This is a genomic window from Vibrio splendidus (assembly GCF_003345295.1).
Classification (GTDB): Bacteria; Pseudomonadota; Gammaproteobacteria; order Enterobacterales; family Vibrionaceae; genus Vibrio; species Vibrio splendidus_K.
Genome location: NZ_CP031055.1, coordinates 1,934,682 through 1,957,583, shown reverse-complemented (window position 1 = coordinate 1,957,583; position 22,902 = coordinate 1,934,682). Strand labels below are relative to the sequence as shown.

The following is a 22,902-nucleotide window of genomic DNA, read 5'->3' as shown; positions in this document are numbered from 1 at the left end:
AAAACAACTACCAAGATGCGTTGGTTTTGCTAATGCTCATCTCCGGATATTTTCGCTGATAGCGCGGCAACATCGACTCATTGCCCAAGATGCCACCTTGATGGATATAGATAATGGTTTTGGTTGGGTTGTTATCTTGCCATCGTTCTAAACATTGCCACATCAATGGGTCGTAGAGCAGGTCGAATTCAATATCCGTTTGTTCTTGTAGATCCAACCAGGTTTGATAGTCCTGTTGATACAGCTTACCAAAGTGGTGCTTGGTTTTGAGCGGTAGTATTTGTGGATGATCGGACTCACCAAGCTCATTAAATTGTTGTGTGAGGTAGTCACTGCCGCCAACACAAGCGCAGGTGAGTACTGGGATGTTGTGTAACTTTAAGTGCTTATGCAGATACAGCGATGTGCTACCTGTACCTGCGGGCAGTGCAACTACAAAATCGTGCTTGTTTTCGAAACGCGTCCAGCTAAGTATTTCCATCGCCAGTTGCTTCACGCCGTATTCAGAAAGCTGAGAGCGTCCACCTTCAGGCAATACAATGCACTGAGAATCTGGCTGTCTTATTTGCTCAATATACTCCTGTGGATGAAGCTCAGAGCCTGTCTCTTTGACTGAAATTACCTTCGCACCAAGGTCTACTGCACCACGGTAATTACCTATTGGGCGTTCTAGTAGCCACTGGGGAAGGTGGTCGACGTAGAACTCAAGCGTCCAACCTTTGATCTTTGCCAGTGCCGCGAGTGAGAACAGAGAGTTAGCCTGCGCAGAACCATAGCTGATCAATGTTGTAGTTTCTGGGTGATCGTCTTCCAGCAGCTTCATGAATTTGCGGGCTTTATTGCCGCAAAAGTGGGAGTGCAGCTGATCGTCACGCTTTAAGAAAAAGGTGTGATCGTTAAATTGATGTTGAGTTACAGGGCTATTATTTAGTTTCATCGCACTTAGTAAAAATGCTGACTAAAAAGCCAGCATTTTAAAATCAAATTGGACTAACGAGTATCTAGTAGCTAGTCAGCGCTGTAAACCAACTAAATCAAGTTTTCGTTGGATATTGAACTTAGTACTACGAGTATATTTGCTCTGGTATGGGCGAGGGTGAATCTGTCTGAAAGGCGATTCTGGCAGTGCACCCTCCAGAGTTACGATTGACCAAATCAAAGTCCCAATGGAAGCGTTGGCACAAGTCGTCGACAATCAATAAACCTAATCCATGACCATTCGGATTGTATTGTTCCTGAAGGCCTTCACCTTGGTCTTCAATCACAATACTCTGCTCGGACAGGGTAACAGTGACAGTACCACTATTGGTCGCTGCAATGGCATTTCTCAATAAGTTGCCGACCAACATATTCATGATCGCGCTGGTGGCTTGAATGGTCGGCTCTGATTGAATGTGTAAGGATATCTCGACTTGCTTTTCATCCGCCTGTAATGAATTCTTGGAAACGATAGCTTCTAACTCTTGCTGACTAAACAAACGCAGTGGTACATCGTCACTGTTTCTTTCATAACGAACTAAACCGAGTAGGGCATCGACCATTTCTGACATCTGGATAATGGCTTCATCAATGCGCTCAACCTGACGAGATTGAAATTCCGTTGTTTCGCTTCTTAATAGCAATTTATTCGCACCACGAGCGACCGTTAGTGGGGTTCTTAACTCATGACTTGAATAACGAGCAAACGCCTGTTCACGTTTGATCAAGGAATTGATTTCTCTACGGTATTGATTGAGTTGGTCTGTTAACTGACGAAACTCAACAGCTGCACCTTCACTGACATCAAACTCCTCCCCTAGGTCGAGTTTGTTCGAATTGAGTTGCTCAGATAGGGAATTGAAAGGCTCAATAAGTCGTTTGGAAAGACGAGAGAGTAAGGTACCAAAGCTAAATATCAAAATGGATAGTAGCACCAATACGAACGAGATGGCGTATACCAATTCATAGGTATCAAATTCGACGCGATCTATCTCAGACATAAGGATGATCGGGTAAGTTTTACCTTCATGAGAGTACTCTCCCACATAGATCATTCGTGATTCCGGCTCGTCGCCGACTTCACCAAGGAAGTTATCCTTACCTTCTATATAAGGTATGTACTCTTTGGGTACAAATGACAGGTCATTGTACGCCATGGTGAGACCGTCAATACGTATTGCGCCGCTCTCGCCAGCTTGAAAGAGTTCGACAGCATAGTTTCGGTCAATCAGGATGCGTCTTTCGCCAACCCGGTCTTCCGACATATACAACCCTGCAACAAAAACGACATAGACGAATGCAGACACAATCACGGCCATCAACCCAAAGAAAAGCGCTAGGCGGCCTGTGAGGGTTTTGGTGCTTGTCAGAACATTTGAAATCAATTCGATGGCTCCAGACGGAATCCAACTTTAGGAACGGTAATCAGCATTGGGGTGTCAAAAGGCTTGTCGAGTTGATTACGCAGTTGATAGATATGGCTACGTAACACATCGTTGTTGGGTTCGTCTTCTTGCCATAGCTTGTAGGAAATATCTTCACGAGTCACTACTTCAGGTGCTTTTTGGCACAGCATCTCAAGGATGGTGTAAGTGGTTGGGTTAAGTGCGAGCAGTTTGTCTTTACGGTAGGCTTTACGGGTTTTTTGATCAATGGTGAGTTCATCAAATTGAAGCTTAGAAGAAACCACTTTTCCTCGGTAACGACGAACAAGCGCGTTCATTCTGGCTTCCAAAATATCCAAATCAAAAGGTTTGGTTAGATAGTCATCGGCACCATGCTCAAACCCTTTCAACATATCATCGCGGCTATCTAGCGCGGTCAACATCAAAATAGGTGTCGCGTTGCCTTGGTCTCGCAGTTTATTACAAACCGTGAGGCCGTCCATTCTTGGCAACATCAGATCCAATATGATGATATCAAATGAGTTTTCTAACGCGAGTTGCAAGCCGAGTTCGCCGTTGTCCGCATAATCGAGTTCCATGCCAATACACTCAAAATAATCAAACAAGACACCTGCGATTTCACGGTTATCTTCGACTAATAGAACTCGTTTCATTTTGATTCTCATACAGAAATAGACGGTAACATTATCCTGAGTGAGCGTGAAAAATATGTCAATAACATAACTTTCACTTATGGGAGGGTAGATTGGATTCAGATTAAAAAATAGAAGAACGTATTATGTCTGAACTTCATATAAGCCGCCCCAAGATATCTACATCGCAGATCAACCCTGCGGTTTCTCTGTCTATCATTGTGCCTTTTTACGATGAACAAGAGGTATTGGAAGAGTTCCACTCTCGCCTTACCAAGGTACTTGATAGCTTGCCCATCAAGAGTGAAATCGTTTATGTCGATGACGGTAGCAAAGACAGCAGCTTGGAGTTGGTGAGCTCATTCACTTCAATCAATAGCTCAATTTCTGTTATCGGTTTAAGCCGTAATTTTGGCAAAGAATCAGCGATGAGCGCAGGCCTCGAGCACTGTCGTGGACAAGCGGTGATTTTGCTAGACGCTGACTTACAAGATCCACCTGAGCTGATTCCGCAAATGATTGCCAAGTGGCGCGAAGGTTATGACGTCGTCAATATGCAGCGTAGCCAGCGCGACGGTGAAACGTGGTTTAAGAAGTTTTCAGCAGCGAGCTTTTACAAAGTAATGAATGTGGCTGCGAAGATTGATGTTCCTGAGAATGTGGGTGATTTCCGACTGTTAAGCCGAGAAGTTGTCGACCATATCAATCAGCTTCCAGAACGTAACCGCTACATGAAAGGCATTTTTTCATGGCCGGGTTTCCGACAAGCGACGCTCCAATTTAAGCGTGATGCTCGCTTCTGTGGTGAGACCAAGTGGAACTACCTCAAGTTAATCGGTTTGGCGATGGATGGGATTACCTCGTTCTCTATCCGACCTCTGCGTATTGCGACGGCCGTTGGTGGTTTAGTGGCGCTTACTGCTTTTGTGTATGGCGTCTTCATCGTATTCAAAACCATTATGTTTGGCGAGCCTATCACGGGCTACCCGTCAATGATGGTCGTGCAACTTGCCCTTGGCGGTATTCAACTCCTGAGTATTGGTTTAATGGGAGAGTACATAGGTCGTATTTTCATTGAAACCAAGAATCGTCCTTTGTATCTGATTCAGTCGGTCGTCGATACACCTGCATTAAAAACACATTTCAAATTAGAGGAGTCAGCATGAGCCTGAACAGAACGCACCTATGGTATTTGTTGGCTTTTGCACTGGTTTTAAGACTCCTATCTTTGGCGACTTATCCGTTAATGGATACTACGGAGGCGCGCTACGGAGAAATGGCTCGCTTGATGGTGGAAACCGGCAATTGGTTAACACCTCAGTTTGATTACGGCATTCCTTTTTGGGGCAAGCCACCGTTGTTCACATGGATGAGTGCTGCTGGTATTGAGCTGTTTGGTTTGAGTGAGTTTGCTGTTCGTGCACCTCACTGGTTAGCGGGAGTAGCGACAATTTTGTTAACCGCTTACATGGCGAAGCGAACTGGGCAAAGTGCGTTGGTTGCTGCGGTAGTGTTGGCGACATGCGGTATTTTCTCTATTGCCGCGGGCGCTGTGATGACAGACATAGCATTAACCTTAGCGATGACCATTGCCATGTTAGGCTTCTACTTGTGTTGGCTAGGAGGAGAGAGTTGGAAAGGTGAAGGCAGTGCTAAGACTAATCAATCTTGGGGTTATGTTGGTTTCATTGGCTTAGCGCTAGGCTTGCTTGCAAAAGGGCCAGTAGCGATTGTGATCATGGGTATCGCAGTTTTCCCTTGGTTAGTATTACAACATGGCTTCTTTGGCGCTTTCAAAGTGCTTTGGCAACGCTTTCCATTGTTGTCTGGCTTGGGTGTGATGCTAGCGATTGCTTTGCCTTGGTACATCATGGCTGAAATGGCAACACCGGGCTTTATTGATTACTTTATTGTTGGCGAGCACTTTAAGCGCTTTGTTGTGAGTGGCTGGGAGGGTGATTTATACGGTTCTGCCCATGATCAAGCAAGAGGCATGATCTGGCTGTTTTGGCTTCAAGCGGCTGCGCCGTGGTCGATTGTATTACCTATATTGGCATTTGCTCGACGTAAGAAAATTGCAGAAATTAATACTGAAAATCGCGGCTTGTTTTCATTTCTTGTCTGTTGGTTGATTTCACCTCTGATTCTTTTCACTATGGCGGGCAATATTCTCCCAGCTTACGTCCTACCAGGTATTCCGGCCCTTGGCTTGTTGATTGCTATACTCGTAGTGGAAAAAGATAAGAAGTGGTTCTCGAGTGTGGCTTTGGTTCTACCTGTGTTGCTAATGATTGCGATGGTCTACCTGAATCTCGGCAAGGCGAACGAGAAAAGTGACCGTATTATCTTCGAACAGATTACGGATTCTGCGCCAAGCTTTTACGTGGGTAAACGACCATTCTCTGGGCAATTTTACAGTCATGGTCAAGCGAAAAAACTTCTCGATATCGAGCAGCTAGATGGCATTGATAAGTTTTACCTGATTGGTAAAAGATCTGAAGTGGAAACCAAGATTAAAGAGAACGCATTAACGTGTATTCTAGAGCCAACGGTGAAGATAAAGCGTGCTTTATTCAGCTGTCATAGCTCAAGCATCAAGCCAAATCTATCGTTGAGTCATATTCAAAGTGGCAGCGATGTTCAGCGTTAACTCGGGGTTACGAATGTTCAACAATAAGCTTCAAACGCACAGTCAGAGGTTACAGTCCCACCACAAGGTGGTTCGATTTGCTGTGGTTGGGGTTGGTGGGTTTGTTGTTGATTGCTTAGTTTTTGCGTTACTGCATTATGCCGTTGGGCTGCCTTTGATGAGTGCACGGATAGGATCTTTCATTGCAGCCGCAACGATAACGTGGTTTGGTAATCGAGTGCTAACTTTTGACTTCAAAGGGCAGGGTAGTTGGTCAGAGAAGTTTATTCAGTGGCAAAAATTCATGTTTTCCGCATCGATATCGGCGATACCTAATTTGCTGTGCTTTAAGCTGATGACGGAATTACTTCCTGCATTTACTGGGGCTGTATTTATCGCAATGGCCGTTGGTATCTTGGTGGGCATGGTCACTAACTATTTGTTTAGCCAGTATTGGGTCTTCACCCGTTAGAATCCCTTGTAATCACATAACCAAGTGAAACCTTTGGGTCGTTCATTAGTAACAGACACAAAAAAGCGCAGCTAAATAGCTGCGCTTTGTATTTTTATGATAACCAAGTAAATGGGGTCGCTATATTAACGCTGTGTTGCGCGCTGGCGATTCTTTCCGTTACTTGCTGGTTTACCACCTTGACCATTGCCCGCTTTGCTGCGGTTTGGCTTGCCATTTCCGCCGCCATTGCCTTGCGATTGTTGGCTAGCAGGGGCTTTTTTGATGAAGCCAGTCGCTGGTTTATTACCATTACCGTTCTGCTTCCCGTTGCCCTGATTGCCGTTGCTTTGGCTACCTGTTGGCTTCTTACCACCCGGTTTAGGCTTATTGCCACTAGGCTTAGAATGGTTACGTGGGCTTTCGCCGCCAAGACCCGGTTGAGCTTTACTGTGCTTAGTTGCAAAACGTTGCGAGCCGTGACGACCAGACTTACGACGCTGTGCTGGTGTCTGAGCTTCAAAATCTTCTTCTGGTACTAAGCAGTTCGCTTTGTCACCAATTAGATGCTTTTTGCCCATGCTGATCAGTGCTTCACGGATGATCTTCCAGTTTTCTGGATCGTGGTAACGAAGCAGTGCTTTATGCAGACGACGTTGACGATCACCTTTAGGCACAGGAACATCTTCACGTTTTTTGTATTTCACGCGCTTCAGAGGGTTGGTCTCTGAGTAGTACATCGACGTCGCATTACACATTGGCGATGGGTAGAAGTTCTGTACTTGGTCACACTCGTAGTTGTGCTTTTTCAGCCACAACGCAAGGTTAAGCATGTCTTCATCTTCCGTGCCCGGGTGAGCAGAGATGAAGTAAGGAATTAGGTACTGTTTCTTACCAGCTTCAGCACTGTACTTCTCGAACATCTCTTTGAAACGATCGTAAGTGCCCATGCCCGGTTTCATCATCAGATCCAGAGGACCTTTTTCAGTATGCTCTGGAGCAATCTTCAAGTAACCACCAACGTGGTGAGTCACAAGCTCACGAACGTATTCTGGAGACTCAATCGCAAGATCATAACGAACGCCTGATGCGATCATTACTTTCTTGATGCCCGGAACCTTTCTCGCTGAGCGGTAAAGATCAATGGTGTGCTGGTGGTCTGTGTTCAGTTTTTCACAGATTTTAGGGAACACACATGATGGACGACGACAGTTAATTTCAGCTTTAGGATCAGAACAACCTAGGCGATACATGTTCGCGGTTGGGCCACCCAAGTCAGAAATGGTACCGGTAAAGCCAGGTACTTTATCTTTAATGTCTTCGATCTCATCCAAGATCGATTCTTTCGAACGGTTCTGAATGATACGACCTTCGTGCTCTGTGATTGAACAGAAAGAACAACCACCAAAACAACCACGCATGATGTTAACCGAGGTTTTGATCATGTCGTATGCCGGAATTTTCGCTTTGCCATACATTGGGTGAGGAACACGCTTGTACGCAAGGCCAAACACGTAATCCATCTCTTCAGTTGCAAGAGGGATTGGTGCTTGGTTTACCCATAGCTCGCGGTCACCGTGACGTTGAATAAGAGCACGACCTGAATACGGGTTAGTCTCTAGGTGCAGAATACGGCTAGCGTGAGCGTAAAGAATACGGTCGTTATTCAGCTTTTCGAAACCAGGGATACGAACCGCGGTTGTTTTTGCATCGTGACGAGAAGGACGAATAGTAATTGGCTGCGCCTTTACTTCTTCTTTTTCATCTTTCTTGGTATCACATTGCGTTTCTACTTCGTACGGGTTAACCGGAACGTAGGCTTTGTTCGGTTTTTCGATACGAGAAGAATCAATAATTTTGTAACCTTCAGGCGCTGCAGGCAAGTTGATAGCAGTACCGCGGATATTGGTCAGCGTAGACATGTCTTCGCCATCGGCAATGCGGTGTGCGACTTCAACCAGTGCACGCTCAGCGTTGCCGAAAAGAAGAATGTCTGCTTTTGCATCAAACAATACAGAGCGACGAACTTTATCAGACCAGTAGTCGTAGTGCGCAACGCGACGTAAGCTTGCTTCAATACCACCAAGAACGATTGGTGTGCCTTTGTAAGCTTCACGACAACGTTGAGAATAAATCAGAGTTGCACGGTCAGGACGCTTACCACCTTCATTGTTTGGCGTGTAGGCATCGTCGTGACGTAATTTGCGATCAGAGGTGTAGCGGTTGATCATGGAATCCATGTTACCCGCTGTGATGCCGAAGAATAGGTTAGGTCTACCCAGTTCCATAAAGGCATCTTTACTGTCCCACTTTGGTTGGGCAATGATGCCCACGCGGAAACCTTGAGCTTCAAGCAAACGGCCAATGATAGCCATACCAAAGCTCGGGTGATCGACATAAGCGTCACCAGTTACAATAATAATGTCACAGCTATCCCATCCAAGAGCATCCATCTCCTTTCTACTGGTAGGCAAAAAGGGTGCTGTTCCGTAGCACTCGGCCCAGTATTTTTTGTGTTCGTGAATAGGAGTGATATCGCTGTACATATTTCAACCTCTGATTTTTGAGGCGGGAATTATAGCGGCATGAGCCTAGACTAGCCAGTAGAACATGCCCCTGTTAGTTCTGATGTCTTTCGCCATTTTGCAGATAATGCTGACAAAATAACCATACAACAGCATAGTTGAAGCCTTGAATAACGTCGCTAATTTGTGATTTTGATTAGTGTTCGGGGCAGTTTTTGATATTATTCGCGAAAATAAGTCTGAATAAGTAGATCCACAATGGTCGAATCATTATTAGTACAATTTGCTCCCATGCTATTAGGAGCCCAACTGATCTTAACTTTAATCCTAGTGAAGGGTGATATTTGCCCAGGTCAACGTGGCCGTATTCACAAGATGTTACCTGCTATTGGCGTGCTTTGGCTTGCTGTTGCTTCATTAAGAATTGAAGCGTTTCTGATCGTATTCGCTATCTTTTACTTTTATTCTCAAGTTCAAACCAAAAAGACACGTGATTCTGGCCCGATTTGGGTGATGTATCTTGCGTGTGGTTTGGCGCTGTCATACGTTGCTATCCAAGCAAGCGAACAGGTAAATCCAGTCGATATTATTGCGACTGTGTTGCTGGTGGCTTTACTGGGTGCTTCTTTCGGACATTTACTCCTGACTATCGCAAGAACGCGCTTACAAGCATTTCACCGTGTTCTGCCTGTTGTGGGCGTATTAAGTGGCATGTTGGTGGTGTTGGCGACCGTGATTAACGTTTATTCACTGTCTGAAGCGCAACTAGAACCTGTTATTTCAACTTTGTTGTTTAGCTTTGCTTTGCTTATCTCTTCTATCGTGGTTTGGTGTTGGCATTTGCTGTTTGTCAAAACCCCTGAAAAGCTTCAGCTGACTCTTTCATTGTTGATGTTATTGGCGGCGGCTGTTGGTTTAACGCCAGTTTGGGCTATGTAGAAGGTTACTGATCTCACAAGCCTTTCGGTGTTGAATCGAAAAAGTGTGATCTGTTTTTTAGCGTGGTGTTGGTAAGCGTTCTAAACTTAAATCTAGTTGGTGTGTTCGTTAGGAGTACGGGATGGATTTAAGCAACGTCAAAGGTTTCGATAGCATTATTTTGCTGGGAATCGTGAATGAAAAACTTCGCTTAGAATGCGATAGCTTTGAAGAGCTGATCAGTATGTATGAAATGGATATAGAAAGTGTTGTAGGTAAGCTTGATATGCTTGGCTATCAATACGATCCATTAACTAACCAGTTTAAGTCTTATCCAAGATAAGCAGCAAACTGGCGCATGTTCTATTGATAGCGAGTTAGTTATCGATTGTGAGCCAGTTATCGAGAGTGAGCTAGTATCGTGAATGAACAAGTACCGCCATCGTCGGTACTAAAGCTAAAAGAAAAAAGTCACAGATAATCTGTGACTTTTTTGTTTCTGGCGCATGCCTATCAGGTTCAATGCAGGTATAAACTAACCCAACAACGAGTCTCTTAAACGACCTCAATGCCATCTAGGTGACTCTTACTTTGCTGTCTTGCCGTGCTAAAGAAAGCTTGCAGGTAACGTTTGTCTTTTTCTGAGTTTCTTACCGCTGCGAACAACCTTCTTGAAAGCCCTTTGCCTAATGGTTTGCTGGCAATGAGTCCTTGTCTTGAAAATTCACTGATTGCCCAGTTAGGCAAAGCTGCAACTCCGAGCCCTGCCGACACCATTTGAACCAGCATTAGTGTGTTGTCTGCCTGTTTCCATTTTTTAGGTTCAACACCCGCTGGCTGCAAAAAGTGCTTCACGACATCTAAACGCTGTTTTTGAACCGGGTAGGTGAGCATAGTGATATCGCTAAGATCTTGCGGATCAATGCTCGATTTTTCGGCCAAAGGTGAATTGATCGCGGTGATCAAGCGCATCTCGAAATCAAAAAGCGGTTCGTAATGGACTTCCGAACGCGGTTGAATATCAGAGGTGATCACCAAATCGAGTTCTCCAGCCATCAATGCCGGTAGAGGCTCAAACCCGAACCCTGACGAGAAATCTAGCGTTACGCTTGGCCAAGCAACTTGGTATTCCTTCAAAGCAGGCATTAGCCATTGGAAGCATGAGTGACACTCGATCGCCATGTGCAATCGGCCATTCACATCCTCTTTCAGGCTTGCGAGTTCGTTCTCTGCTTTAGCTATTCTTGGCTGTATTTCATCGGCAAGCTTAAGCAAGATCTCACCCTCAGAGGTGAATTTTACTGGCCTAGTTTTTCGTAGGAAAAGCTGACCGCCAATACGCGCTTCAAGATCTTTTAATTGATGAGAAAGCGCCGACTGAGTCAGGTGAAGAGAGGTCGCAGTGGCTGTTAACGATCCGCTGTCTCTCAAGGTGGTCAATGTTCGAAGGTGTTTAAGCTCTATCATGAGTATTCCTCATATTCCCTAAGCCAATTCAATATTTCTTAATAATCACCCTACGGTGTTTTTGGTCTTTTGTAAACGTCTAGATGTCCGGATGGATTTAAGCTGTTCATCTTTGGATGATTCAAGATGAATATTATTAATAAACAAGATGAATATTTGGATGTTGTCCATAGATCGGATTAGGGCGATAGTTTAGCCATCCAGACGCCTTTGTGGGAAGGTGAAATCATCAAAGGCAGTCTGACCGGAAATTAAAATTATCGAATAAGGAACAGACTCATGACGACAACAACGCATATTCTTGGCTACCCACGCATTGGTGAAAAACGCGAACTTAAATTCACGCTCGAGAAATACTGGCGCGGTGAAATCGATCAATCTGAGCTCAAGCAACTCGGCAGCGAATTAAGAAATCGTAACTGGAATGTACAAGCTGATGCGAATCTAAGCTTTGCAACTGCGGGTGACTTCGCATGGTACGACCATGTCCTAACTACGACTCTACTTCTAGGTCATGTGCCAAAACGTCATGCTGGTGGAGCAGAAGATGAAAAAGCCTTCCCAGATCTGGATAGCTTGTTCCGTGTAGGTCGCGGTCAGTCTCAAGTTCAGTCTACTTGCTGCGGTGGTACGCATACGTCTAATGATGGCACTAAAGACAGTTCGGCGGCTTCTGACATGACTAAGTGGTTCAACACCAATTACCACTACATTGTTCCTGAATTCAGTAAAGACGATTCGTTTGAGGTGAGTTGGCCACAATTGTTTGACGAAGTGAGTGAAGCGATAAAAGCAGGACACAAAGTTAAGCCTGTACTTCTCGGCCCGCTGTCTTACTTATATCTAGGTAAAGAAGTGGAAGAGGGCTTTGAGCGTTTAACCTTGTTGCCGCGTTTGCTTACTGCTTACCAAGCGATTCTGGCAAAACTCTCCAAGTTGGGCGTTGAGTGGGTGCAAATTGATGAGCCCATTCTATCTCTGGAACTTGAGACTAAGTGGGCTGATTCATTCAAACTGGCTTATCAAGTGATTCAAGGCGATGTGAAGCTATTGCTGACCACTTACTTTGATTCTGTGACTGATACGTTAGGCAAGATCGTGGAATTGCCCGTCAACGGCTTACACATCGACTTGGCTGCCGCACCGCAGCAACTTGATGAAGTGGTGAATAAGTTACCGGAAGATTGGGTACTTTCTGCGGGTGCAATCAATGGACGCAATGTTTGGCGAGCAGACTTAGCTTCTCAGCTTGAGTTACTGCAACCTGTGAAAGAAAAGCTAGGCGATAAACTATGGGTCGCAAGTTCATGTTCACTGCTGCATAGCCCGGTTGACCTTGAGTTAGAAGAGACGCTTAGCGAAGAAGTGAAGAGTTGGTTTGCCTTTGCAAAACAGAAAGTTACCGAGGTGAGCTTATTAGGTGCGGCGTTAGATGGCGATCAAAATGCCATTTTGGCGTGTGAGACTTACAGCCAACCTATCGTTGCACGTAAGAGCGCGACTCATGTCAACAAGCCGCAAGTTCAAGCTCGTCTCAATACCATCACTAAAGCGTTAGTTGAGCGAAGTGCGCCTTACGCAGAACGTGCGGCGCATCAGTCTGAAGTTCTCGGCTTACCGCTGTTACCAACCACAACCATTGGTTCATTCCCACAGACCGGTGAAATTCGCGTTCAACGTAGCGCCTACCGAACCGGTCAATTGAGTGAAGCGGAATACACCACCGCACTAAAAGGTCACATTGCGGATGCAGTCAAACGTCAAGAAGCACTCGATTTGGATGTACTTGTGCACGGTGAAGCCGAGCGCAATGACATGGTGGAATACTTTGCAGAAAACCTAGCCGGCTTCCAAACCACCAAATTTGGTTGGGTACAAAGCTATGGTTCTCGCTGCGTAAAACCTGCGATTGTGGTTGCGGATATCGAACGTGAAAAACCAATGACGGTAGAATGGTCGACCTATGCCCAATCTCTGACTTCAAAGCAGATGAAAGGCATGCTTACAGGGCCTGTTACTATCTTGTGTTGGACATTCCCACGTGAAGACATCTCACGCAAAGAGATCACTAACCAACTGGCGTTTGCACTGCGTGATGAGGTGTCGGATTTACAAGATGCTGGCATCAACATCATTCAAATCGATGAACCTGCTATTCGCGAAGGTTTACCACTGAAAAAGCGTGACCATGCCGAATATTTAGAGTGGGCAGTGGATGCTTTTAAGATTTCAGCAGCGAGTGCCAAGCCTGAGACTCAGATCCACACACACATGTGTTACAGCGAGTTCAACGAGATCATTGATTCAGTGGCGGCGCTGGACGCCGATGTGATCACTATTGAAACCTCTCGTTCGAACATGGAACTACTGAAAGCGTTTGAGGAGTTCAACTACCCAAATGCGATTGGACCGGGTGTTTATGACATTCACTCACCAAACATTCCTTCTGAAGAGTGGATTGTTGATTTACTTAAGAAAGCAGCAGAAAAAATCCCAGCAGAACGTTTGTGGGCGAACCCAGATTGTGGATTAAAGACTCGTAACTGGGCAGAGACAGAAGCCGCACTAACTAACTTAGTTTCGGCGACTAAGACACTGCGTAAAGAGTGGGAATCAGCTGAGGTATAATTCAGTCTAAGATTTTGATTGATCCGTTAATCCACGATGAACCACAACAAAGGCCTCGCATTTGCGAGGCCTTCTGGTTTTATACTTGTTCGAATTTCGAGCTAGAAACTAGCTGCTACTTTGACACGTCTCTTTACTGATCAGCTTCTCAACGATCAGTTGTCCGCGAGTGTTGCGAATCTTGATGTTGTAAGCCAAGCCCATGTCGAGGTTTGCTCTTACTTCAGAGTTGGTGCAGTAGCTATTCACACTCATGTCTACAACTTGGTTTAAAGGTTTAGCACCTTTTGCATCTTGGTTGTAGATCATCATGATTTCGATAACCGTGTTCTTTGCCAGCACGCGCATGACCGATAGCGGACCATACTCAATCGGCAAGCCTGCGGATAAAACGCCAGCGCGATGTTGCGCCATCATTTCTAGCTGTCTTTGTTTGTCTTGTTCACTTGATGAGCTACAGCCTGCAAGCAGAACAGCAGCCAGTGAGCCGATAATCCATTTTTTCACGTTAAAATACTTTCTTGAATGGTTTAACAATCACATTTTGGTACACACCAGCAGCAATGTACGGGTCTGCGTCTGCCCATGCCTGTGCATCGTCTAAAGAATTAAATTCAGCAATCACAGTAGAGCCTGTGAAGCCCGCTTCACCAGGGTTATCTGAATCAATCGCTGGCATTGGACCTGCTGTCAAAAGGCGGCCTTCATCGTGAAGTGTTTGTAGGCGTTCTAGATGTTGTGGGCGAACACTTAGGCGTTTTTCTAATGAATTTTCGACGTCTTGAGAAAAAATCACGTACCACATATTGAGATATCCTTATTTTACTTCACTAAATTGAGGGCGTTTAAATTCGCTATCTTGCTAATTTACGCGAACTAATGGGTATTGGAAGAGCTAATGATAAGAAATTGTGAAATGGTGCGGCAGAGTGAGAAGGTCTTTAGCATTTTTAATCGAAACGACTAAAGACCTTAAAGTGCGATAGGGTCGTCGAAGGACTATTTGTTGATTGGGCGAGGTTTACCGCTTTCATCTACAGCAACGTAGTTGAATGTCGCGCCACATACCTTGTAACGATCGCCGATGCCGTGATCAAGTACCGGCTTAACCCATACTTCTAGGTCGATATTCATCGAGCTACGACCAATCTTGGTGCAGTCACCATAAACACATACCACATCACCCACTGAAACTGGTTGTTTGAACTCGATACTCGATACTGAAACCGTGACTATCTTGCCGTTAGAGATCTCTTTCGCCAGTATCCCGCCAGCAAGGTCGAGCTGAGACATTATCCAACCACCGAAAATCTGGCCTGCTGCATTGGTATCAGAAGGCATCGCCAAAGTGCGAAGAAGTAAAGAACCAATCGGGTTCAAAGTTGATTGAATAGTCATTGTTGTACTCTTAATGGTATTGATTGTTTTAAATTTAAATAGATGTGTTTGCGGGGCTCGTATTTTTAACGTATTCACCGAACACAAACAATCAGTGGCCAATGATCACGAGTATCATTGGCCACTGTTAAATAGCATATTGATAATAATTGTATCAAAAAGGGGATGAGGACTCATCCCTTAGGGTTACTTCTCGTCGGTATTTTTATCCGTTAACTCTTTCTGCTGGTCTTTTGGCAAATGCTGATCTTTTGGTAGATGCTTGTAGATGTAGACACCCGTTAGCAAGGTAAATGCAAAAGTAGCGATCAGTAAGCCAAACACTTTGAAGTTTACCCAAACATCCAAGGGTAGGCTGAAAGCAACGTAAACGTTGAGAATGGCACATAGAGTAAAGAATAAAGTCCAAGCCCAGTTGATCTTGCTCCATACCGCTTCAGGAAGTGTGATCTCTTTACCCAGCATGCCTTTAATTGCAGACTTACCCATGATGTGACTTACCGTTAAGCCAATAGCAAACAGGGCGTAAACGATGGTTACTTTCCATTTTATGAAGTTGTCATCGTGCAAGAAAATGGTCATGCCACCAAATACGGCAACCATCAGAAATGTGATGATCTGCATTTTCTCTACTTTCTTGTAGATGACGTATGTCAAAACGATTTGTACTGCGGAAGCAACAATCAATGCACCTGTAGCCGTGTAGATGTCATACATCTTATACAGCGCAAAGAAAATAATGAGAGGAATGAAATCAAGGATTTGCTTCATGTGGCACTGACTGTCCAGTTAGTTGAGTTGCAGACAGTCTAACGAAAACTGTCTCGATGCTAAATAGCCCGAGACAATTGGGTGCTAATTAATTCCATCTAGTCGGATCTTTTCATCATCGAGTTGGATAACGTTATCGCATTGATGTGGTTTGGTAGCGAGGTATCAGCTTCTTGATGTCTTCAAGGTAACCTTCACTCTTTAAGCTGTCTAAGGTGTTTTCGAGCTCTTGCTCACTCATGGCAAAACACGTCGATTTGCCTGTCGTTAGGTCGAGATATTCGTGATATTCACGCTCTGTGAAGTGGCCAATTCTGTCCATTAATAAGGTTTTAATTCCATGGTGAATCAAGCCGTAATACGTATGTCTTTGTAAGGTCATAGCCTATCCTCCGTGACAAGCTGCAGTGAAACTGTTGCAACCTGCTGTATATTGGTTGGGTTATCTATGACAAAGCAATTCGAATGCCATTTTCTCTAGTTGAACGGAACATTTTCCCTACCAGATAGAATTGAACTTCTTTTCAAATAGTTAAGGCGAGGTACGTTCTATTCTCTGACAACCAATACGTAACAGACATAAAATAGTTTCATTTTGAGAACGATGAAATTCTCATTATGACGCTCTACTGCCGTTTATAGTGTGGTTCTATCTACGGTGATTGCCGCTAATCGACAAGCCAATCAACAAGTGTAGATAAAGATGTATTTTGTCGATTCTTAGGCTGCAGCAAGAAGTAACCATTTCCAGAAAAGACACTGCCTTCACTCACTTTCACCAACCTGCCCAAATCAATATCTTGTTTTGCTAGCGTGATGTCGCCTATGGCAATACCAAACCCTTGAATGGCTGCATTCATCGCTTGATCAAGTGTCGCGAATTGTTGGTTGTTCTTACTTGAAAGGTCGTGGCTTCCTATGTGTTCTAACCATAGTCGCCAATCACTTTGCTCATTGTTTGCGTGTAGCCAAGTGTATTGAGCGAGCTTGTGTGGCTTGATGATAGTAGAAGCGCTATTTACAAGATGGCTCTGAGTAATGCTTTGCGCCTGGCAGACCGGAGCCAGCTGTTCGTTGAATAATAACTGGCTCACAATCGATTGTTGGTTTGGTTTCTTACCATAGGTGATTACGGCGTCAAACGGGTCAAAGCTTGGTTCAAAAACGTGCTTGATGGTCGACGTGAGCTCGACATCAATTTCAGGGTAGGCTTGCTGAAAAGACATCAACTTGGGTAGCAGCCAAGAGGTAATACAGCTGGGGGCGTTGAGTTTGATCTTAGAGGGAGAACTTGCGACTTGATTGAGAGCCGATTGCAGTTGATGAATCGTTCCTTGTATCAGAGGAACCAGCTCTTCTCCTTTCGGTGTTAAAGACAATCCTCGAGCATGGCGATAGAAGAGATCACAGCCAAGGCTTTCTTCAAACGACAATATCTGACGACTTACTGCACCTTGCGTAACATTGAGCTCATGTGCCGCTCGCGTAAAGTTGAGATGCCTTGCCGTCGACAAGAACGCGAGCAAGGTTTTAGTTGAAGGAAGTGTGCGATTCATATCTTTACCTATGACTTTTTATCATGGCTATTATGTGATTATTTCGATTCATTTATCAATAGTGTTCTGTTTGAATGTAAATACTTAATCATCATTTGTGATTCAATATGTGTATAAGTCACATTTTTTGAATATGAAGGCAGTGGTGAAGACATTGTGATTTTGTGAAAGGGATAGCTTCTTGACATCTTTTATCGATAGTTTAGTACCTCAGGCTGTAAAAAAATTAATACCTTATCAATCAGCAAGAAGAATTGGCGGTGATGGACGTGTCTGGCTAAACGCCAATGAATTGGAAAGCTCGCTGTTTCAAGGAGAAGTAAGTCACAACCGATACCCAGACTTCTTACCACAAGATATTGCTAAGGCTTACCAAGATTACTGTGGCACTGATGCTGCGACTGTTGCCGTTCGTGGCGCCGATGAAGCGATTGATTTGCTGATCAGAACATTCTGTAAACCGGCAAGCGACAACATACTTATCTGTTCACCCACGTATGCGATGTATGAGTTTTGCGCTGATGCATTGGCGATTAATACCTTGGACTCTCCATTGCAGCAAGATTTCAGCCTGAACGTCGCTGATATCGTGAACAAAGCGAAGTTGACTAATATCGTGTTTCTTTGCTCACCAAACAACCCAACGGGTAATGTGATTCCTAAATCGGATTTGATTCAGGTACTGGAAGGCACGATTGGAAAGTCTCTAGTGGTAGTCGATGAAGCGTATATCGAGTTTGAACCACAAACGTCAGCGGTGGGCCTTATTGAGCGTTATCCGCATTTGGTAGTGATTCGCACCTTGTCTAAGGCGTTTGGACTGGCTGCGGTTCGATGTGGCTTTATCTTAGCGAGTCAAAATGTGATGCAGTATGTTGCGAAGCTGATTCCACCTTATCCGATGCCGGATTGCTCATCGCAAATCGTGTTAGACGCTTTGTCTGATGAACGAGTCTCAGTGATGCAAGACGCCACACAAAAGCTGGTCGAACTACGTAATTGGTTTGCTTGTGAGTTAACGCAGTTTGATTTCATCGAGTCTGTTTACCCTTCATCGACGAACTTTATTTTGCTGCGTCAAAAACCTGGGCATCAAGTGTTCAGTGTGTTGGCGAAGGATGGCATTGTGACAAGGAATCAAAACCACGAACCTGCTTTGCGTAACTGTGTACGAATCAGTATTGGTAGCCAAGAGAGCATGCTAGAAGTGATAACGTCACTTACACGTTACCAAACCGAATTAGAAAAGAATCAACAAAGCAAACAAGTTCAACAATCTCAACATAAAGAAACTCAATCTCAACTCGATAAAAATCATATCTAGGATGGCAATGATGAAAAAGATAATACTAGGACTCGCTTGTGCGGCCGCTTTACTTGGTACAACGGTACAGGCGAAAGAAATCCGTTTGGCGTCAGACTTTACCTATCCGCCATTCAACTACAAAAACAGTGATGGTGTGCCTGTCGGGTTTGACATTGAGATAGCTGATGCCTTGTGTGAGCAAGCCAAACTCGATTGTACTTGGGTTTCACAAAGTTGGGACTCGCTAATTCCAAGTTTGCTGGCAAGAAAGTCAGATGTGATCATGGCTTCAATGCGTATTACCGAAGAGCGTAAGCGCAAGATTTTGTTCACCGATAAGTATTACCAAACACCAGCCGTGTTTGTTGCTGCTAAGAGCGCCGAGTTCAGCGTCGATGAGGCAGGCTTAGCAGGTAAAACCATCGGTGTTCAGCAAGGTACGATTCACGATCGCTACGTAACCGACAAGTTTGGCGATGTGGCAAACATTAAGCGTTATACCGGCCAAGATGAAGTTTATCTGGACCTGCAAAACGGCCGTCTAGATCTAACCTTCGGCAACTCAGATCAACTGTCATTAGCTTTCTTAGATAAGAAAGAAGGCGAGGGCTTTGAGTTCAAAGGCAAAGCAGTGACCGACAAAGCCTACATTGGCGAAGGCACGGCACTAGCGTTAAGAAAGCAGGATTCAAAACTGGCGAAACAATTCAATGCCGCGATTGAAGAGATCAGAGCGAACGGTACTTACGACAAGATCGCCGCTAAGTACTTCACGTTTGATATTTATGGCGCTGATTTGTAATTCGTCTAAAGCCTAAAAACTAGACCACCAAAAATATCCGAGGGCTGTGAGGCTCTCGGATTTTTGTTACAAACAATTCGTCCTAGTAAGATTCCCACCGTTGTCTTTATCCCTGCTTATCCACTCTTGTTCCATACGCTCAGCCTAAAACCTCACCTCTACCACCTCAGAAATCGCAGTTGACGACTCGCTTTTCAATCGATAAGACCTTCTTTGCTCGTGCTCTAAAAATGGCTCCAAGGTTTTAAAATAACACAAATATGCAATTATATTTTTTGCCAACAGATTGTTCTAAAAGCAGTTGGAAGTGATCGGAATTCCCAAAAACCCGAAGTTAGACTACTTAATGGTCCAATTGATGCCAAATATGATTGGTATCACAATCAATTCGGTTCACAAGCCAATAGATAAACCTTAGCTCACAAAATATACACATATTATTGTAATACAAAATTCATAGGGTAAGAATATTGTAATGAAACGTTACTGCTATGAGCGGTATGCAATTGAACGTTAGATTTCAAACTTAGCTGTAGCGTTGCATATAAAAACTGTACCTCTTACAAAATGGATTCTGGAGAAGAACATGAAAAAACACCTACTGACGATTGCAGCGGCTTCAATTCTTATGGCATTTGGCGCTCAAGCAAAAACTTTGACCTTAGGGCATGCAATGTCATTAGAAAGCGCAGCTCACCAAGGCATGGTGATCATGGCTGATAAAGTGAAAGAAAAATCGAATGGTGACCTTACGATTAAGATCTTTCCAAACGGTCAATTAGGCTCTGAACGTGATCAAGCTGAGCAAGTTGTTACCGGCGCGATTGATATGGCTAAAATCAACGGTGGGCTAGCCGAATCTTTTGAACCCACGTTTAAAGTTAATGCACTGCCTTTCTTATTTCGTGACGTTCCACATATGAGAACGTTCATGCGAAGTGAAGCAGCACAAGAGATGTTGCTTTCAAGTGAAGGTAAAGGCTTCATCGGTCTTACGTTCTATGACTCAGGCACACGTAGCTTCTACGCTAAAAAAGCCATTAACTCACCGGCTGATCTCGCTGGTATGAAAGTTCGAGTTCCGGGTTCTCCAACCATGATGGAAATGGTTAACCTATTAGGTGGTAAAGCAACGCCTGTACCTTTCAATGAGGTATACACGGCGCTGCAACAAGGCGTAATTGACGGTGCTGAAAATAATATTTCTAGCTTAGTTGAAATGAAACACAGTGAAGTTGCCAAATTTTACTCTATGGATCAGCACATGATGACACCTGACGTGATCATCATTTCAGAATACAAATGGGGTTCATTAACGGCAGAAGAGCAAAAGATCTTAAAAGAAGCTGCTGCTGAGTCTCTTGAAGAGCAGATCAAAATCTGGGATGCAACAGATGACATGAACAAAGAGAAAGGAATGAAAGAAGGTGTAACGTTTGTTGAAGTTGATAAAGCCCCTTTCCGTGCAGCTGTTAAACCTATGATTGATGAGGCGAAAAAAGATCCAAAACTAGCTCCATTCATTGAAAAAATTGAAGCTCTTTAATCAGTCTTAGTGAAAATATAATTTTGCCTTGGCTTTGCTAAGGCAAAATTTTTTGAGGTATCACACCATGTTAGCAACTTTCAGAAACCTACTTGATAGGCTGATTCTTTTTGTCTCTTCTTTTGCACTAATGTTACTTGTCGTTACTGTCACTTGGCAGGTCTTTAGTCGTTATGTTTTGAATGATCCAAGTAACTGGACTGATGAACTTGCTCGTTATGCGATGGTATGGCTTGGCTTATTAGGAGCAAGCTACTTATTCGGTATCAAAGGACACTTAGCAATAACGTTATTGGATGGTTATCTTAAGGGTAAAGCACATATCGCATTACATGTACTCATCAATATCATTTCTGGCGCATTTGTATTTCTAGCAATGCTTCAAGGTGGCATCGCCCTAATGGGAAGAACCACACAACAACTCTCTCCAGCACTGCAATTACCGATGTCGACGGTTTATTCAATATTGCCGATTTCAGCCGTTATTATCCTCATCTATTTGGTCATGAATACGTTTGATCTTTTTTGTGAACCCAACAAAAAGTAAGTTTTAAAAGGACTCTATATTATGGATTTGTCCATTGGTGTTTGGCTGCTAGGCCTATTCTTATTTATGATCGCGATTAGCATGCCCATTGCGATTGCAATTGCCATGTCATCTTTAACGATCATGTATTTCATCTTACCGTTTGAAGTCGCCAGTATTACTGCGGGTCAAAAAATTATTACCGGTATTGATAGTTTCAGTTTATTAGCCATCCCTTTCTTTATCCTTGCTGGGAATATAATGAATGTGGGTGGCATCGCGAGTCGGCTTATCAACCTTGCAAAGCTCTTGGTTGGTTGGATCCCTGGCTCACTTTTTCACGTCAACATCTTCGCCAATATGATGTTTGGCGCCGTTTCAGGATCAGCCGTTGCAGCAGCAGCTGCGGTTGGTAAAACCTTAGGCCCAGAATTAGAAAAAGATGGTTATGATAAAAACTTAGCAACAGCAGTAAACGTTGCATCTTGCCCGGCAGGCTTACTAATACCGCCGAGTAATTCATTGATCGTATTTTCAGTGGTATCGGGTGGAACATCCGTAGCGGCGCTGTTTATCGCAGGTTATGTCCCAGGTATTTTAATGGGTTTAAGTTGTATGGTCGTCGCCTATTTTATCGCTAAAAAGAAGGGCTACAAAACAAGTGCGAATGACGGCTTCACAGCAAAAGATGTGCTGAATATTGTTTGGCAAGCAACGCCAAGCTTAGGGCTTATTGTTGTTGTTATTGGCGGTATTATTGGTGGTATATTCACTGCAACAGAAGGAGCATGTATAGCGGTTCTTTACTCTTTTATACTGTCACTCTGTTACCGAACCCTCAAATGGGCACACTTTTCGATAATTTGTAGAGAAACGGTTCAGGTTACTGGCATTATGCTGTTCTTGATTGGTGCTTCAACCATCATGTCATGGGCAATGGCGTTTACCGGTCTGCCAACCATGATCAGCGATTGGATGCTCTCTATTTCAGATAATCCGATTATCATCTTTATTCTGATGAATCTGATCCTACTGATTGTGGGTATGTTTATGGATCTTACGCCTGCCGTATTAATCTTTACCCCTATCTTTATGCCGATTGCTGAGCATTTGGGCATGCATCCAATTCACTTTGCGATGATGATTATTTTCAACTTATGTATTGGCATTGCAACGCCACCCGTTGGTACGGCGCTATTTGTCGGTTGTAGTGTCAGTGGCTCCAAGATTGAGAATGTTATAAGAAGTATCATGCCGTTTTGTGCCGTATTGATCGTAACACTGTTGGCCATTACTTTTATTCCTGAAATTAGTTTGGCTCTGCCTCGTGCGTTTGGACTAATCAATTAGCCTTACAAGGGTA

At 44.1% G+C, this 22,902-nt stretch carries 22 protein-coding genes; 11 read left to right on the top strand and 11 right to left on the bottom strand.

Annotated features, from left to right (window positions below):
• Positions 1 to 7 precede the first annotated feature (7 nt).
• The 3 genes from DUN60_RS08560 to DUN60_RS08550 all read right to left on the bottom strand — a co-directional run bounded on the left by DUN60_RS08560 (position 8) and on the right by DUN60_RS08550 (position 3,037).
• Positions 8 to 937, bottom strand: a complete 930-nt coding sequence (locus tag DUN60_RS08560) for a pyridoxal-phosphate dependent enzyme (protein WP_114633750.1) — start codon at positions 935 to 937, stop codon at positions 8 to 10.
• Positions 938 to 1,064: 127 nt separating this feature from the next.
• Entirely contained in the window at positions 1,065 to 2,363 is a 1,299-nt protein-coding gene (locus DUN60_RS08555; protein ID WP_114633749.1) for a sensor histidine kinase, read from the bottom strand.
• Entirely contained in the window at positions 2,360 to 3,037 is a 678-nt protein-coding gene (locus tag DUN60_RS08550; RefSeq protein WP_114633748.1) for a response regulator transcription factor, read from the bottom strand. Before DUN60_RS08550 ends, DUN60_RS08555 begins: the two co-directional genes overlap by 4 nt.
• Before the next feature lie 125 nt (positions 3,038 to 3,162).
• Here DUN60_RS08550 and DUN60_RS08545 point away from each other — a divergent pair, with 125 nt between their 5' ends.
• The 3 genes from DUN60_RS08545 to DUN60_RS08535 are packed head-to-tail and all read left to right on the top strand — an operon-like array spanning position 3,163 to position 6,117.
• Entirely contained in the window at positions 3,163 to 4,182 is a 1,020-nt protein-coding gene (locus DUN60_RS08545) for a glycosyltransferase family 2 protein (RefSeq protein WP_004736502.1), read from the top strand.
• On the top strand, positions 4,179 to 5,666 hold the full coding sequence (locus tag DUN60_RS08540; protein ID WP_114633747.1) for an ArnT family glycosyltransferase: 1,488 nt from the start codon (positions 4,179 to 4,181) through the stop codon (positions 5,664 to 5,666). Before DUN60_RS08545 ends, DUN60_RS08540 begins: the two co-directional genes overlap by 4 nt.
• Positions 5,653 to 6,117, top strand: a complete 465-nt coding sequence (locus tag DUN60_RS08535) for a GtrA family protein (RefSeq protein WP_114633746.1) — start codon at positions 5,653 to 5,655, stop codon at positions 6,115 to 6,117. The genes DUN60_RS08540 and DUN60_RS08535 overlap by 14 nt, the downstream gene beginning before the upstream one ends.
• Positions 6,118 to 6,242: 125 nt before the next feature.
• Here the strand turns inward: DUN60_RS08535 and DUN60_RS08530 are convergent, their stop codons facing one another.
• Complete coding sequence (locus DUN60_RS08530; RefSeq protein ID WP_114633745.1) at positions 6,243 to 8,642, bottom strand: YgiQ family radical SAM protein; 2,400 nt, start codon at positions 8,640 to 8,642, stop codon at positions 6,243 to 6,245.
• Between the two features lie 237 nt (positions 8,643 to 8,879).
• On the opposite strand from DUN60_RS08530, the gene DUN60_RS08525 reads away from it, so the two are divergent.
• Both DUN60_RS08525 and DUN60_RS08520 read left to right on the top strand, forming a co-directional pair.
• On the top strand, positions 8,880 to 9,560 hold the full coding sequence (locus DUN60_RS08525) for a hypothetical protein (RefSeq protein WP_114633744.1): 681 nt from the start codon (positions 8,880 to 8,882) through the stop codon (positions 9,558 to 9,560).
• A gap of 121 nt (positions 9,561 to 9,681) precedes the next feature.
• Entirely contained in the window at positions 9,682 to 9,882 is a 201-nt protein-coding gene (locus tag DUN60_RS08520) for a DUF4250 domain-containing protein (RefSeq protein WP_004736508.1), read from the top strand.
• A gap of 212 nt (positions 9,883 to 10,094) precedes the next feature.
• Here the strand turns inward: DUN60_RS08520 and DUN60_RS08515 are convergent, their stop codons facing one another.
• On the bottom strand, positions 10,095 to 11,006 hold the full coding sequence (locus tag DUN60_RS08515; RefSeq protein WP_017076389.1) for a LysR substrate-binding domain-containing protein: 912 nt from the start codon (positions 11,004 to 11,006) through the stop codon (positions 10,095 to 10,097).
• Between the two features lie 279 nt (positions 11,007 to 11,285).
• Here DUN60_RS08515 and metE point away from each other — a divergent pair, with 279 nt between their 5' ends.
• A complete protein-coding gene (gene metE / locus DUN60_RS08510; protein WP_114633743.1) occupies positions 11,286 to 13,634 on the top strand; it encodes a 5-methyltetrahydropteroyltriglutamate--homocysteine S-methyltransferase in 2,349 nt (782 codons plus the stop codon).
• A gap of 108 nt (positions 13,635 to 13,742) precedes the next feature.
• Here metE and DUN60_RS08505 read toward each other — a convergent pair whose 3' ends face one another.
• From DUN60_RS08505 to DUN60_RS08480, 6 genes are all read right to left on the bottom strand, one after another.
• Positions 13,743 to 14,141, bottom strand: a complete 399-nt coding sequence (locus DUN60_RS08505; protein WP_029225239.1) for a GspS/AspS pilotin family protein — start codon at positions 14,139 to 14,141, stop codon at positions 13,743 to 13,745.
• A 1-nt stretch (position 14,142) separates the two neighbouring features.
• Positions 14,143 to 14,439, bottom strand: coding sequence for a YciI family protein (locus tag DUN60_RS08500; protein ID WP_004736512.1), 297 nt, complete (start codon positions 14,437 to 14,439; stop codon positions 14,143 to 14,145).
• A 194-nt stretch (positions 14,440 to 14,633) separates the two neighbouring features.
• The gene (gene yciA / locus DUN60_RS08495; protein WP_017061510.1) at positions 14,634 to 15,032 is read right to left on the bottom strand and encodes an acyl-CoA thioester hydrolase YciA; all 399 of its coding nucleotides are present in this window, start codon (positions 15,030 to 15,032) and stop codon (positions 14,634 to 14,636) included.
• Positions 15,033 to 15,218: 186 nt separating this feature from the next.
• The gene (locus DUN60_RS08490) at positions 15,219 to 15,803 is read right to left on the bottom strand and encodes a septation protein A (RefSeq protein WP_114633742.1); all 585 of its coding nucleotides are present in this window, start codon (positions 15,801 to 15,803) and stop codon (positions 15,219 to 15,221) included.
• Between the two features lie 133 nt (positions 15,804 to 15,936).
• The gene (locus tag DUN60_RS08485) at positions 15,937 to 16,185 is read right to left on the bottom strand and encodes a hypothetical protein (protein ID WP_004736516.1); all 249 of its coding nucleotides are present in this window, start codon (positions 16,183 to 16,185) and stop codon (positions 15,937 to 15,939) included.
• Between the two features lie 286 nt (positions 16,186 to 16,471).
• Complete coding sequence (locus DUN60_RS08480; RefSeq protein WP_114633741.1) at positions 16,472 to 17,359, bottom strand: LysR substrate-binding domain-containing protein; 888 nt, start codon at positions 17,357 to 17,359, stop codon at positions 16,472 to 16,474.
• A gap of 181 nt (positions 17,360 to 17,540) precedes the next feature.
• Between DUN60_RS08480 and hisC the strand changes: the two genes are divergently transcribed.
• The 5 genes from hisC (at position 17,541) to DUN60_RS08455 (ending at position 22,889) form a co-directional block, all read left to right on the top strand.
• Positions 17,541 to 18,683, top strand: a complete 1,143-nt coding sequence (hisC, locus tag DUN60_RS08475; RefSeq protein WP_114633740.1) for a histidinol-phosphate transaminase — start codon at positions 17,541 to 17,543, stop codon at positions 18,681 to 18,683.
• Positions 18,684 to 18,693: 10 nt separating this feature from the next.
• Positions 18,694 to 19,467, top strand: a complete 774-nt coding sequence (locus tag DUN60_RS08470) for an ABC transporter substrate-binding protein (protein WP_017085617.1) — start codon at positions 18,694 to 18,696, stop codon at positions 19,465 to 19,467.
• Between the two features lie 586 nt (positions 19,468 to 20,053).
• Positions 20,054 to 21,013: a TRAP transporter substrate-binding protein gene (locus DUN60_RS08465; protein WP_017076380.1), complete on the top strand. Its 960-nt coding sequence runs from the start codon at positions 20,054 to 20,056 to the stop codon at positions 21,011 to 21,013.
• A gap of 67 nt (positions 21,014 to 21,080) precedes the next feature.
• Positions 21,081 to 21,560 carry a TRAP transporter small permease gene (locus DUN60_RS08460; protein ID WP_004736522.1) on the top strand — a complete coding sequence of 160 codons (480 nt, stop codon included), beginning with the start codon at positions 21,081 to 21,083 and terminating at the stop codon, positions 21,558 to 21,560.
• 21 nt (positions 21,561 to 21,581) lie between these two features.
• Complete coding sequence (locus DUN60_RS08455; RefSeq protein WP_114633739.1) at positions 21,582 to 22,889, top strand: TRAP transporter large permease; 1,308 nt, start codon at positions 21,582 to 21,584, stop codon at positions 22,887 to 22,889.
• The last annotated feature ends 13 nt before the right edge of the window (positions 22,890 to 22,902 follow it).